The organism is Streptomyces cellostaticus, from assembly GCF_001513965.1.
Taxonomy (GTDB): Bacteria; Actinomycetota; Actinomycetes; order Streptomycetales; family Streptomycetaceae; genus Streptomyces; species Streptomyces cellostaticus.
Genome location: NZ_KQ948035.1, coordinates 38,371 through 51,886, shown reverse-complemented (window position 1 = coordinate 51,886; position 13,516 = coordinate 38,371). Strand labels below are relative to the sequence as shown.

The 13,516-nt window shown below is 69.1% G+C and carries 10 protein-coding genes; 5 read left to right on the top strand and 5 right to left on the bottom strand.

All coding sequences use genetic code 11. From position 1 onward, the window contains the following. Positions 1–58 precede the first annotated feature (58 nt). Genes AQI88_RS30925 through AQI88_RS30905 form a run of 5 tightly spaced genes read right to left on the bottom strand, consistent with a single transcriptional unit; the run spans position 59 to position 7,114 of the window. The gene (locus AQI88_RS30925) at positions 59–994 is read right to left on the bottom strand and encodes a PHP domain-containing protein (protein WP_067005445.1); all 936 of its coding nucleotides are present in this window, start codon (positions 992–994) and stop codon (positions 59–61) included. Then, on the bottom strand, positions 994–2,046 hold the full coding sequence (locus AQI88_RS30920; RefSeq protein ID WP_067005443.1) for a hypothetical protein: 1,053 nt from the start codon (positions 2,044–2,046) through the stop codon (positions 994–996). The genes AQI88_RS30925 and AQI88_RS30920 overlap by 1 nt, the downstream gene beginning before the upstream one ends. Then, complete coding sequence (locus AQI88_RS30915; RefSeq protein ID WP_067005441.1) at positions 2,043–3,137, bottom strand: arginase family protein; 1,095 nt, start codon at positions 3,135–3,137, stop codon at positions 2,043–2,045. The genes AQI88_RS30920 and AQI88_RS30915 overlap by 4 nt, the downstream gene beginning before the upstream one ends. Position 3,138: 1 nt before the next feature. After that, positions 3,139–4,479 (bottom strand): B12-binding domain-containing radical SAM protein, encoded by a 1,341-nt coding sequence (locus AQI88_RS30910; protein WP_159050442.1) that lies wholly within the window; start codon positions 4,477–4,479, stop codon positions 3,139–3,141. A gap of 49 nt (positions 4,480–4,528) precedes the next feature. Continuing rightward, a complete protein-coding gene (locus AQI88_RS30905; RefSeq protein WP_079057911.1) occupies positions 4,529–7,114 on the bottom strand; it encodes a lantibiotic dehydratase in 2,586 nt (861 codons plus the stop codon). Positions 7,115–7,742: 628 nt separating this feature from the next. Here AQI88_RS30905 and AQI88_RS30900 point away from each other — a divergent pair. The 5 genes from AQI88_RS30900 to AQI88_RS30880 all read left to right on the top strand — a co-directional run bounded on the left by AQI88_RS30900 (position 7,743) and on the right by AQI88_RS30880 (position 13,409). After that, positions 7,743–8,639, top strand: coding sequence for a phosphotransferase enzyme family protein (locus AQI88_RS30900; RefSeq protein WP_067005434.1), 897 nt, complete (start codon positions 7,743–7,745; stop codon positions 8,637–8,639). After that, entirely contained in the window at positions 8,636–9,109 is a 474-nt protein-coding gene (locus AQI88_RS30895) for an NUDIX domain-containing protein (RefSeq protein ID WP_067005432.1), read from the top strand. The genes AQI88_RS30900 and AQI88_RS30895 overlap by 4 nt, the downstream gene beginning before the upstream one ends. A 103-nt stretch (positions 9,110–9,212) precedes the next feature. Further along, on the top strand, positions 9,213–11,117 hold the full coding sequence (locus tag AQI88_RS30890) for an ATP-binding cassette domain-containing protein (RefSeq protein ID WP_398698737.1): 1,905 nt from the start codon (positions 9,213–9,215) through the stop codon (positions 11,115–11,117). A gap of 65 nt (positions 11,118–11,182) precedes the next feature. Next, positions 11,183–12,097 carry an NUDIX hydrolase gene (locus AQI88_RS30885; RefSeq protein ID WP_067005430.1) on the top strand — a complete coding sequence of 305 codons (915 nt, stop codon included), beginning with the start codon at positions 11,183–11,185 and terminating at the stop codon, positions 12,095–12,097. 43 nt (positions 12,098–12,140) lie between these two features. Then, on the top strand, positions 12,141–13,409 hold the full coding sequence (locus tag AQI88_RS30880) for a protein-L-isoaspartate O-methyltransferase family protein (RefSeq protein ID WP_244184403.1): 1,269 nt from the start codon (positions 12,141–12,143) through the stop codon (positions 13,407–13,409). The last annotated feature ends 107 nt before the right edge of the window (positions 13,410–13,516 follow it).

Genomic DNA, 13,516 nt, shown 5'->3' with positions numbered 1-13,516 from the left:
AGCCTCCATGCCCCACCCGGGATGGGGCTCGTGGTGGTCTGGGAGTCGTTTACGCTGGTCACAGCCCTGCCTCGGTACTCGTACGGACGGGACGACGGTCGTGCAGCGCGTCGATGACGGCCAGGGGATCCGCGGGGAGAGCGGGCAGCAGACCGGGCAGCGGCGCCCAAGGCTTGACCCGCACCCCGTGGTAGTCGGACCCGGCGGTCGCGACGAGGCCGAGCAGGTCGCACACATCGGCGAGGTGGCCGCTATCAGCCGGCGTGTGCCAGCTCGTCCACACTTCGAGCCCCGCCAGTCCGGCTTCTCGCAGCGGCTCCAGCAGCGCCACGCACTCGGAACCGTTCAGGCCCGTCACGAACTGGCTGGGGTGGGCAAGGACGGCGACTCCGCCCGCCTCCTCGATCCATGACAGGACATCGACCACGTCGGGCTTCTCAGGATGCTCCACATGGAGCGGCCGACCGGGACGGCACCAGTCAGCCACGAGCTCGTCGTACGTCTCAGTCGTGTACTCGGCGAACCTCGGGTCGCCGTGCGCCGCCTCCAGCAGCAGGGCGAGATAGTCGCCGACATAGGCCACACGATGGCCGCCGAGGCGCAGCACCACATCGTCCCAGGTGAGCGGCACTCCTGTGGCCTGCGCACGGTCGGTCCAGGTGCGCCACCACGCCAGTTCGGCGTCGTGGACGCCACCGATCCGTTTCTGGAACCGCAGGTCATGGGGGTCGACGAAGTAGGCCAGGCAGTGGGTCTCCTCGCCACGCCAGGTGGCGGTGACCTCGCAAGCCGGTACGACGGTGAGGCGTCCGCCGACGGCCTGCTCGAACGCGGAGATGCCGGCCACGGTGTTGTGGTCAGTCACGGCAGCCACGCGCAGCCCCGCGTCGATACAGCGCCGGGCCAGCTCGGCCGGAGTCTCGTCCCCGTCGGAGTGCCGGGTGTGCAGGTGCAGGTCGACCGGGGTGGCGAGAGTGGCGGACGCCCCCCGCATCAATGCGCTCCGGGCAGGGAACGCCGCCAGGACGCGGCCAGCCATCGCTCGTACTCGGGGCCGGATGGGGTGTCCATGACCAGGCATAGTGGTTCGATAATCCGCCCCGGGCCGCCGGCCAGGCCGCCGTGGAGCATGGTGAGGTTGTGGCCAAACAACAGGTCGCAATGCTCACCTGGTGCGAGTACTTCCCATCGGCGCCGGAACTGCGCCCAGGTCAGGCCGGTGGCCATGAGCACTTGGTGGCAGAAGAGACGTGCCGCCTCGCCCTCGCATTCCCCGCAGGCGCAGCACTGGGCAAGCGGCACGGCGGCGGGGTAGCGGATCCGTTCCTCCTTAGTCAGCACGGCCTCGCTGTGGTGGAAGGACAGGCCGTGCCAAAGGGGTTCCTCCAGTCCGAGCATGGCCCCGAACGACGGATAGGCGCAGCCGTGCTCCGGCTGACGCTCCAGCCCCCGGCGCAGGTTGTCGCCGATCCAGCGTGCCGCCGTGGCCCGGCGGTCGTCCCCGGCTTCGATGCCACGCCGGTCGAGCACGTCGTCGATGATGCCGAGCCAGTCGTAGTACGTCGTGACGCTCAGTCCTTCTCCCACGTCGGGGAGGAAGATGCCCTGGTACATCTTGTGCGCGGGAGTGGTGGTGTAGCCGGAGCTGCCGAACTCCCGCCAGGCAGGGTCCCAGTCGGGTGCGTCCTGGAGACTGGGTGTCAGGTACGAGCAGTGCTGTCCGTCGTGGTGGGGCAGCAGGGTCCGGGTGGAGAAGCCCTCGGGTACGTACGTCTGCTGCGGCCGGTCGATCTCCAGCCGCATCTCTGCGGGGGCGCCACGGGCGATCAGCGCTGCGCGGATCCGTTCGGCCAGGGCTGTCGACAGTCGGCGGCTCTCCTCGACGCCCAGCCGCAGGCGGCCGATGCGGAACACCGCGAAGCCGACCCGGTGGATGACGTCGACGGACGCGGTGGCCAGGTCGTCCAGCGCCTGCTCGCGCCGGTCCTGAGGCCCGGAGACGAGACCGGTGCAGTCGAACCGAGCCTCGGCAGGGGTGAATTTCACTGGTGCTCCAGGGGTTCGTCGGAGGTGCTGCCGGACCAGGGCGCGAACTCGGAGGGAACGCACTCGGTGCGGAAGAGGAACTCGAAGAGCAGGCGTGACGCGATCTGCGCGGTGCTGCCGGACGGGTCATAGCGAGGGGCGACCTCTGCCACGTCGACGGCGCCGACGGGAAGCGCGCGGAGCTCCTCGTAGACGTCGAGGAGGTCTCCGGTGCTGATGCCGCCCATGGTCACATGGCCGGTGCCGGTAGCCGAGGCGCTGTCGAGCACGTCGATGTCGAGCGAGACGTAGACCGTGTCGCACCGCGAGCCGAGTTCCTCGATGAGGGGGCGCAGAGCGGCGGTGGCGCCGTCCCTGACGATCTGGGAGCCCGGCACGATGTGGAAGCCACTGTCGATCAGCCCTCGGTACTGGTCGTACTTGGTGACGTCGCCGACGCCGACGAAGGCCATGTCCTCCGGACGCATCTGGGGGATCTCGCTGATTCTGCGGGAGTTGGAGCCGTGGTAGAGCGGCCCGTGCAGCGTGCTCCAGTTGCCGAAGTCGAAGTGGTGGTCGATGTTGATGAACCCCACGCGGCCTGCGCCGCGGTCGAGCTGCCCGGCACGGAAACCGGCGAACGAGGGGAAGGTGCACGAGTGGTCACCGTTGAGGAAGATCAGGCGCGGCGCGGACTGGCTCAGTCGGCGGCTTTCCGCCGCGACGGCCTGGAACGTCCGTACGGTGTCCGTCGGGTAGACGTGCAGGTCACCGGCATCCGCGACCTGGGGGGCGCGGTAGCGGAAGGCCTGACCGGTGCGGGTGTCCAGCATCCGCCACTGGCCCAGACTGGTCAGATAGCTGGAGAAGACCAGGCTTGCCTGGCGGATGGCCCGGGGCCCTTCCGCGGCTCCCGGCCGGGAGCTGGCGGTGGCGTCGAAGGGAACGCCGGACACGACCCAGCCGTCTTCTCCCACGTCCACCCGGTCGGCGGGAGCGGTGGGGGCACCGAAGAGCGTCGCGACGCCGGCCCAACCGGGCAGCGGGTCCTCCTCGAAGTCCTCGGCCCTGACACTGTTCTGCAGCGCTTCGAAGTCGGGGAGTTCGGTCATGTCACTTCTCCTGCGCAGAGGACGTGGGAATGGTCATCGGGGTGCGGATGATGTCGTGCGCAGCGGCGATCTTCTCCTGGAACAGATCCCAGCTCGCTTCGGGAGACACGTGCTGCGGTCGGTAGACGACGGGTACGTCCTCCCGCCAGTCGGCGAAGTCCCAGTTGAATATGCGCTCACGCAGCCTCGGGAAGTCCGGGGTGAGCGGGTAGGGAACGAAGTTGTAGAGGTTGAAGAGCCACAGCGCCGAACTGTTCTCCCGCATCCAGTCGACGGTCTGGCCGTGCGCGGCTTCCGTTTCCTCGTCGAGGCCGCCCATCATGTTGAGCACGACCTTCAGGCCGGCGTCGCTCAACTTGTGGATTTTCGTGGTGTAGTCATCGAGGCCGCGTGAGAGTTTGTTGAGCCGTTTCAGCATCTGGGAGTCGGCCGACTCGAAGCCGAGTTCCACGGCGACGACGCCGAGTTCCAGCATGGCGTCGACGATCCAGTCCTTCACCTGCATGACATGCGTCTGCACGATGAACCGGTATCCGGGCCGGTCGCGGAAGACGTCCAACAGGTTGGCGACGGCTTCGCGTGACTGGCCGAATGTCTTGTCGCCGATGTAGAAGAGCCGGGTGTCCGGGAACCGGCCGGTGAGTTCGTCCACTTCCTGCTTGAGGGCGTCCTTCTCCACGAGGGTGAGCTGCTTGCTCCAGGCGTCGCCGCAGAAAGAGCACTGGTACAGGCACCCGTGGCTGGCGTTGAGCCGCAACAGGGGAACTCGGCCCTCGTAGCCGCCGAGATGGCGGTAGTCCGGTGCCCAGGTGATCCGCTCGGACGCCAGCCCGGGCAGAAGAGGCTTCTCCAGGTCCCCGCCCGCTCCGGAGGCGAGGCCCACGAGTCTGCGCACGAAGGTGGCGTCGAGCTGGCCGCGGTGTACGGCGTGGACGGCGCCGTCCGGGGCGAGCGGGGCCATGTTCCCGCCGAGGACGACACGGCGTCCGGCGTGCTCCAGATGTTTGGCCACGTCCAGCGCGAGGCGGAAGTTCTGGGCGAGAGGGGACATGAGGACCAGATCGCCGGGGGTCGTCGCCTCCAGCAATGGTTCGGAGCAGGCGTTCGGTTCCGCCGGCGTCCTCGACAGGTCACGGAAGACGGAGTCGATTCCCGCGGTGTCCAGCAGGGCAGTCAGATGGGCGACCCACAGCGGCATTTCCCATAAGCCGTCGGTCGGGATGAAGTACTCGGGGAGCAACGCCCGGAATCTCCGGTCGTAGTCGTCGTAGTAGCTCGACAGGTGGGGGTCCGGGTCATGACTGGAGGGGAAAGGAAGTTGGACTATGCAGCTCTTGGGCATGGTCGTCCCTTTGCTCGATGATGATGGGGGCATCCTCGAAGTGGAGCGGTCAGCTGGAACCGCGGGAGAAGACCGCACAGCGCAGTTCGCTCGTGTGGCGTTCTCCGTCGATCTCGAGCCAGAGTTGTTCCGGTGACGGAAGCATTTCGCTGAACTCCAAGGGGGAATCCGACCTCCGCGCAAGACGGAAGATCTGCCTGACGATGAGAGGGGACTCCCAGTCGACGTACACCGGTTTCGGCTCGCCGGGGATCTTCAGGAAACCGTGACGGGGCAGGCCCAGGCCACGGCAGAGCTTGCGAGCGGCGGCGAACTCGGCCGCGTCCCCCTTCGCCGGGCGCGTCCCGGGGCTCCATCCGCGAAGGGCGTTCGCGGATATGCGCCAGCGCTCCCGGTGCAGTACGACGCGGCCGCAGCGGATGCGCGGCAGATGGTCGTGGCCGATGCTGCGTATTCCGACGCCTCCGAAGTGCCGGGGGAAGGCGAACGGGGACAACGGGTCCTGGCGGATGCTGGGTCCGCCGGCTAGCGGGGCGAGCAGCTTCAGCCGGCCCTCCACTCCCTGGGCGCGTAGCTCCAGGCGTTCGGCGGTCGCCACGACGTACAGCTGATGGGGTTGGAGCACGGCGTCCCGACCCTTCGGGGACAGTCCGTGGACCTCCAGGTCCGGGCAGGGGTAGGCCAGTTGGGCGGCGGTTTTGTCTGGATGTGCGCGGGAGAGATCGATCAGTACCTCGTCCTCGTCCAGAAGGCTCTGGTACCGCGCGTAGACCTCGTCGAGCAGGTCCGGAGCCTCGGCCTGCATCATCGGGGCGAAGCTGGAGTGGGTGAGCGCCTCGCGGACGGCGTGGCAGTCCCCCACGACGGCGAGGAAGTCGCCGTTGGCAAGCGCGTCGGCGTCCCGCGCGGCGAGCATGACGTCCGGATTGCACAGCGCAGGTGGCGTGGCCGGATGGCGTGCGAGCAGTTCCTCCAGCCGGTCTCGGTCGACGACTGTCTCCTGCTGATCGCCGGTGGTCCCTGCCAGCAGTACGTTCGTGATCTCGTGGTCAAGCGCCGCGATGTCCCGGTCCACTTCCTCGCATTCTCGGGCGAGCTGCGGCTTGTCCTCGAAGAAGCCGGCGTAGAAGTGCTGGAGTGCAACAGGGTTCCCCAGGCCAAAACGTTCCTTCATCCAGCCGTGCAGGATTTCCTGCTCGCGGCGGACACGGAGCCGGGGAGCGAGGAGTGTCAGGTCGTAGACCACGGACAGCTCGCGACTGATGACGTTCTCGACGTCTTGGCCGAGGGCCATGCTCCTGACTGGGCTGTACGCCTCTTCGTAGAGGACGCTCCGGTCGGAGTAGTGCAGACCCTGGGACCGGTTGGCCGCGGTCCCGGTGATCTCCTCGAAGTTCTTCTTGAGGCGGCCCAGCAGAGCTGCACGGTCTTCGACCGGGCCGTCGGCGAACTGCCGCAGCGTGTCGGCGAACCACCGCACGACCGCGAGATCGGCCGCCTCTTCCTCCAGGCATCCGGTCAGCGTCTGGAGGGGATCGGCGGCCCCGACGGGAATCTCCCAGCGGGCTATTAGCCACTCTTTGCTCACCAGTTCATGCAACACCTCGTCGAAGTTACGACGGGGTGGGGTACCGCCGCGTCGCACCCATGCGGCACGGAGCTGTGCCACCGTGCGCTCGCCGTCGCATAGTTCCCACAGCCATGACTGGTCGTTGTCGAACGTTTCAGCCGTCACCTCGACGAAGCGCCAGTCGTCTGGCATACCCGTCCGCGTCTCGAACGCGTACAGCTGGATATGCGAGTCCTGGCTGAACGCGAGCGGGCGCCGCCGAGGACGTACGGTCTCGAAGTGCTCAGGGCGGCCGCTGAATGCCTCGGCGATCGCTTCACCTGCCCAGTGGCTCAGGAAGGCGATGCGACGGAGCGGACCGGTGGACCAGGAGATCCCTGCGGTGTTGGGTGCCACCCGGGCTACCGCGAGAGGACCGAAGTGCGAATGTGTCTCGTTCTTCGTCGTGACCCGCTGTAGGTACATGGTGAGCAGGTCGGTCATACGCTTGACATGACCGTCCGATCCCCCTCCGCCACCGTCGATCCAGCCGACGAACTCCTCGAAGCGTGCGTCGTTCGACAGGAGCAGAACCTGCTGGAGTGCGGGGTCCCGAAAGAGGCGTATGACAGTATCGCGACCGCGAGCCAGCGCGGCAGCATGATCCTTCTCGAAAGCAGCCCACACGCTGTCCAGGGTCAGAACCGCGTCCTGGTAGCGCCTGACTATCTCCAGGGATGCCGGGCTGAGGTCCGCCTCCAAGCGCGCGAGGTCCCGCGGCGGAAATAGACGCAGCATGCCCACCCCGGAGGCGATGTCCCCCTTCGTGCCCACGCGCTCCTCGCGCAGCACCGCCTTTAACTGTTGCCCGATCTGAAGCGCCTCGTCGCAGCGGGTGAGTACGGCATCTGCGGCTTTCGGAGTCGACGAATCGGCAACTCTTTGCAGGAGAGAGCAGGGGAATCCGGCGTGGCGCAGCAGCATGATCGGGGCGAGCGCCCACTCGTTACGGTCATTGGAATGGTCGGTCAGGGTGTTGCCACCCCGAAGCCGTGTGTCGTCCTGATGCTGTCCTCGCCTGTCCATGACTGCCCCCGTTGGCCGCTCAGTGCCTACAACACGGCGTGACGCTAGTCATGCAATGACGCGCCTTCAACGGCATATGCGCGGCTCGCTGACTTCAAGCCAAAGATGGCGTGATCACTCTCTCATCACGCGCCTCGCGCTCCGACACTTGGACCGTGGCGATCTCTCCAGCCGAGTGGCCCCGAGAGGCATCCCGGATGCCGGATGCGGGGACGTGGCTCGCGGCACGACGACAGATGTCGCGCAAATACGACACCTATCGCGCTCAGGCTCGACAGCAATCCCTCGATCGAGTGACGCCCCCCTGTGCGAGTGATCGAACATCGCATCACGGCCACATCACCCAGTCCCCCCAAGGGGCGCCCCGTCCAGTCGAACTTGCGACCGACGCTTCGCCCGCAGTGGGCCGTAACGGCTTCCCCAGCAGGAAAGTTGTTGGGTCACCGAATCCGCCGAACCCTGCACAGGAGGAACCCGTGAATCCCGTCCCCGCCCTCACCCTTGCTCCTCCTGCGTTCGAACAGCACGCTCACAGCTCTGCCTCCGACCAGACGCATCTGGTGCATGGTGTTGACCACACCCGGATCCTCGCCGCAGATACCGCACGACCGGCATCGAGGTGGAGGGCATGACCGAGCCTGACACGCTGCCGGACTCCCTCCGAGCCTGGGCCCAGGGCGCACTGGGCTCTTTCACGGCCACCCCCGTCGCCACTGCCGGGGACGGCTCCGTGGGGCGCCTGTGGGAAGCGGTCCGCCACCAGGACGCCGCCCGGTTCTTCGTGAAGATCGCCTACGGTCCCGCGTCGTACACGCGGGAGACGTTCGCCTACCGGCATGCCGTGCCCGCCCTCGGGTGTGGACGTGCCCCACGGCTGCAGGCGTCCTCTGCCGAGCGGCTCGCTCTGATCGTGACCGCGGCCCCCGGAACGCCGCTCGCCCGTCTCCATCTGGCCGACGGCGCCCTGGAAGCAGCGCACCGCAAGGCCGGCGCCCTCCTCTGTCAGCTGCATCAGGCGGGAAGACCGGCCGGCGCCGGCCGCCCCGAAGCCTCGACCGCACTGCGTCGGGCTGCCGACGCCACCGCGGAGCACCTCGAAGCCGCCGGCAACTGGCTGTCACCCCAGGAGCAGCAGGTCGTCCTGTCCCGAGCCGACGAGCTGCGTGTCGTTGGGCGGCTCCCGCTGGGCTACATCCATGGTGACGCGCAGGAGTCCCACCTGATGTGGGCCGGCCGCACCCAGCCGCCGGCGCTGATCGACTTCGGGCGTTCGCGGTTCGCTCCCGTCGTCCAGGACTTCGTGCCCCTGGCGTGCGGCACCTGGGCCGATCGGCCGCGCCTGAGGACGGCGTTCTTCCAGGGGTACGGGCGCGCCCTCTCGCGGGAGGAGCAGCGCGCCCTGGACTGCCTGATGGCCCTGTACGCGGCCCGCTGCCTGGCCTGGGGCCGGGCCCGCAACGCACCCGAGGCCGCAGCACGCGGACGGCGGGTCATCGACCGGTTGATGGACGGGGCGAGCGTATGACCGGCGGACGTTACCGCCTCATCTGTGACGCGATCATGCTGCTCGTCCGGGCAGACGGCCGCGTCTTGTGCGTCCGCAAGAACGCCCAGGCCGAGCACGCTTCCAGTCAACTCACCGCAGTTGGTGGTCACTTGGAGGACGGCGAGGCGGTCGACGCCGCCGCCCGGAGAGAGGCGAGGGAAGAGGCCGGCGTCGACGTCGCCCCGCGCGATCAGGAGTTCGTCGGGCTGGCTCACTACAACTCCCCGCAGGGTGGCGGGCGCCTCGGGGCGGTTTTCACCGCTCAAGTCTGGTCGGGGGAGGTCCGCAACGCCGAGCCGGACAAGCACGAGGCGGTGGTGTGGGTGGATCCGGCCCGCCCTCCGGCAGACTGCCACCCCTACACCTTGGCCATCTTCGAGATGTATCGGACGGGCGCGCTCTACCTCTCCCTGGGCTGGACCACCGAGCAGGCGGGAGCTGCCCGGTGACACACTCCTCCCGCATCATCACATCGGTCCGGCAGCAAACCGAGCGTCCTGGCAGCGACGCATGCGCCGGGCCGTTCGCCTTCCTGACGGGCGGAGGTGGCCGGTGAGTATCGAGCCCACGTCCGAGTCCGGGTCGAAGACGGCAGCGCCACGAAGGCTGCCGCCTCCCCCACCGGCGGAGCTGCGCTACGGCAGCCAGTACAGCAAGAACCCGCTGGAGGACGCCTCGTTCGCGGCCATGTGCCGACGGCTTCCCCCGGTACTCGCGCAGACCGCACGGATGGCGTGGCGCATCGAGCGCGCGGCGGTGCTGCTGCTGGCCGGCTGCCAGCTGGCCGTCGGTGTGAGCGCCGCCGTCCTGCTCACCTTCACCGCCCGCGCCATGCGCTCGGTCCTGGCCACCGGCCCGGTGGACGAGCGGATCCATCAGGCGCTGCCCGCCGTGCTCGTGATCGCCGCTGCGTCGGGGCTGGGCCGGATCGCGACGGCGCTGTCGTCGTACGCGGACGGGCGGATCACACCGCGTCTGACGACAGAGGCGGACAGCGCGCTGGTGGCGGGCGTGTGCCGGATGGAGGCCGCCGCGCGTGCCGAGGACGGCTGTGCGGACCGGCAGGAGGCCGCGGAGATGGGTGTGGTGCGCAGCCACCTGATGGTGCAGGACGCCACCCGGCTCACGGCCGCCGTCGTCCGCATGGTCACCGCGAGCGGGGTGCTGTCCGTGCTGAACCCGCTGATGCTGCCGCTGCTGCTGCTCGCTGTCGTCCCCGCCGGCGTCGGAGCCGTGCTGCACGCGCGCGTCACCTACGAGACCCACTACGCCAACGTCGGCGACCGCAACGTGCGGCAGAACCTGCGCGGCTGGGCGACGTCGGCGAAGTTCACCGACGAGATCCGCGCCAACAGCATGACCGGCTATCTGGTGTTCTGGTACCGGGCGATGTCCGAGCGCATCGACGCGCGCATCCTCGCCGCGGCGCCGAGGATGCTGCGGATCGTGCTCACCAGCTCGGCGATCGGCGGCGTTTTCCTCGTCACCACCTGGGCGGCGCTGGCCTGGCTGACGGCGAGCGGCCGGATCGAGCTGGCGATCGCCGGCACGGCCGTCGTGGCCGTGCAGACCACGCTCGCCGCACTCGGTCAGGTCGTCATCTACGGCGCGGCGATGTTCCACACGGCGCTCTACCTGGCCGATATGGACAACTTCCTCGACTACGCCGCCGAACATGCCCCACAACGCGGCGAGTTGAGGGTGGCCGGCCCGGTCGAGGAGGTACGCCTGGACGAGGTGGTCTACCAATACCCGGGCAGGGGCTGCCCGGCCGTGGCCGGGGTGTCGCTGGCGGTGCGGCGCGGTGAGATCCTCGCCGTGGTCGGTGAGAACGGCTCGGGCAAGTCCACCCTGGCCAGGCTTCTCGCGGCGATCTTCCTTTCCGACAAGGGCCGTGTCACCTGGAACGGCCACGACGTCACTGACCTCGATCCGGACAGCCTGTGGGAGCTGTCCGGGCTGGTGCCGCAGCATTTCGCGCAGTGGCCGCTGTCCGTGCGTGACAACGTCACCCTCGGCCAGCCCCGCGAGGAGGCCGACGACCGGGTCTGGCACGCGCTGGAAGCGGTCGGCCTGCGGGAGGCGATCGAGGACCTCCCTGCCGGTCTGGACACGCTCCTGGCCAGAGAGCTGTGGGGAGGGAGCGAGCTGTCCGGCGGGCAGTGGCAGCGCCTGGCGTGTGCGCGAGCCCTGTACCGGGGAGCGGGCCTGGTGATCCTGGACGAGCCGACCTCCCAGATGGACGCCCGCGGGGAGCACAAGATCCTCGAACGGATCAAGGCGCTCGCCGACGACTGCATCACGATCGTGGTGACCCACCAGCTGGTCAACACCAAGATCGCCGACCGGATCATCGTCATGGACCACGGCCGGATCACCGAGCACGGCACCTACGACGAACTCGCCCACGGGGCAGGGACGTTCGCCGAACTCCTGGCCCTGTCCACCGATCGCTGACCAACGGTGCCGCGCCCCTCGGCGGGCGCGGCACCCCTCCCCCACCGCACGCATGGAGGCATCCGTTGACCGCACCGGCTGTACCCACGAGCACGGCGGCACTGCTCGTCAACGACGACGGTCACTACCTGCTGCACTTACGCGACGCCAACAAGAACATCTGCGGCGCCGGGCAGTGGTCCCTGCCCGGCGGCCACTCCGAGCCAGGCGAAAGCCTCGATGCCGTGATCGCCCGCCAGCTGCGGGAGGACGCCGGCCTGCACATCCCCGGCCTGGTGCCGTTCGCCGCCATCGAGACCCGCAGCGACACCGACCGGCCCACCAGCCGAGTCCAGGTGTACCGAGGGAGGTGGAACGGCGATCCCGCCTCGCTGCCCCTCACAGAAGGGATCATGCTGCGCTGGACCCCCGCCGAACAGATCCCCTGGCTGACCATGGACCCCAGGACCACGGCAGTCATCCGCCACCACCGAGCCGGTCCGCACACCCGCCACCACACCGACGGCCCGCTCCCCGTCCTCCGCGTCCGCAGCACCGGCACGAAGACGGTCCTGAACGTCATCGGCGTCCACCTGTACCCGGAGCGGGACGGCAAGGTCCTGCTCGGTCTGCGGCACCCGGACTCCGCCTATGCACCGTCGGAGCATCACTTCCTGGCCGGTCACTGCGAGCAGGAGTCCGCCGTCGCCTGCCTGATCCGGGAGGCGACGGCGGAGGCAGGGCTGGTGTTCGCGGCCGAGGACGTGGAATTCGTGCACGCCGTCCATCTCCTTGACGCGCCCGGCACGCAGCCTCGGATGCAACTGGTCTTCCGGGCGCGGCGGTGGCAGGGCGAGCCGCAGGTCCTGGAACCCGACAAGTGCGTCGGCTGGGGCTGGTGGCCGGCCGACGCGCTGCCGGACCCGACCGTCGCCTACACGCGGGCCGCGATCGACGGCATCCGTCGCGGCCGCCCCTACACCGAACTCGGCTGGGCCTGACCCCGGCTCCCGTTCCCTCCGCCTTCTCAGAGAGACGACCACCGTGCCCGAACCCGCCCCGCCCGTCTCCCGCACCACCGCAGCCTCGGTCGATGCCGACACGACAGCTGCCCGCGCGGAGATGGTCGCCCGCCTCCACAAGGCCGGCGACCTCTCCCCCGGCCCGGTGTCCGACGCGCTGCTGGCTCTGCCCCGCCAGAAGCTGATGCCGCAGGCGTACGTGCGGCGCAGCGCACCGGATGAGACCCCGCCGCGCTGGGAGTTGCTGGACTGGTCGGTGCCCGCCCACCGGGAGGAACTGCAGCGCATGCTCCACAGCGGGGACAGCGTCGTCGTCCAGCACGACGGCGAGCCCCTCCTCGGCCGGTCCAGCGGCATCCGCTCGGGCGGGGCGATGACGGCCATGTCGAGCACGATGGGCATGACAGCCCAGCTCCTGCAGGAGCTGGATCTACGGCCCGGGCAGCATGTGCTGGATGTCGGCACGGGCGCCGGCGTGACCGCCGCGGTGGCCTGCTTCGTCAGCGGAGACGCGGGCGTGGTCACGATCGACCGCGACGAACACGTCACCACAGCCGCCGCCGCACGACTCGCCGGCCTCGGCTACGGGCCCGACGTGGTGACGGGGGACGGCGAGGCGGGCTGCCCGGACAAGGCGCCGTACGACCGGGTGTTCGTCTCCTTCGCCGTGCCCCGCATCCCGCCGACGCTGGTGGAACAACTCGCGCCGCAGGGCCGGATGCTGGCGACGGTCGGCACCCGCTCGCCCTCATGGCCGGGCCTGGCCGTGATCACCACAACGACGCAGGGGCACGTGGAGGGAGAGCTGCGGGCGGTCGAGTTCGGGCACCGCGCCGGCTGGGGGTGGACGCGCCTCTTCCTGTCCGCCGAGTCTCGCCGGCGGATGGCCAAGCAGGAAGGCGTGACCGTACGCGGCCACCGACTGCCGCCGCCCACGCAGGCACGCGGATTCTGGCTGGCCCTCGATCACCTGCGCCCCGGCCTTGTGCGTGACTTCAGCGCCGAGCACCTTCAGATCGGCGCTCCGGAGGACGACTCCTGGGTCCGGGTGATCCCGGATGGCGCGGGGACCTGCTCGGTCACCGAGTTCGGGCCGCGGGCCATCTGGCAAGAGATCGAGGAGGTCGAGATCCGGTGGCGGGCGACCGGTGAACCCGGCGTGTACCGGATCGAGTTCGACGCGGACGGCACGCAGTGGGCCGTCGCCGGACACGGGCGCAACAAGCTGTCCTGGCCTCTGTACGACGAGCGCCGCCGTGTGAAGCAGGGCCGCGGTGAACCTTCCCTCTGATCACCGCCTCCCTCACCCCGCGTCCGATGCTGCGGCATCGCGCCCTTGCGGCGTGACTGGTAGGCCGGGACGTGTGGGCAGGAGCCCTGCGCACCAACGCACCAACA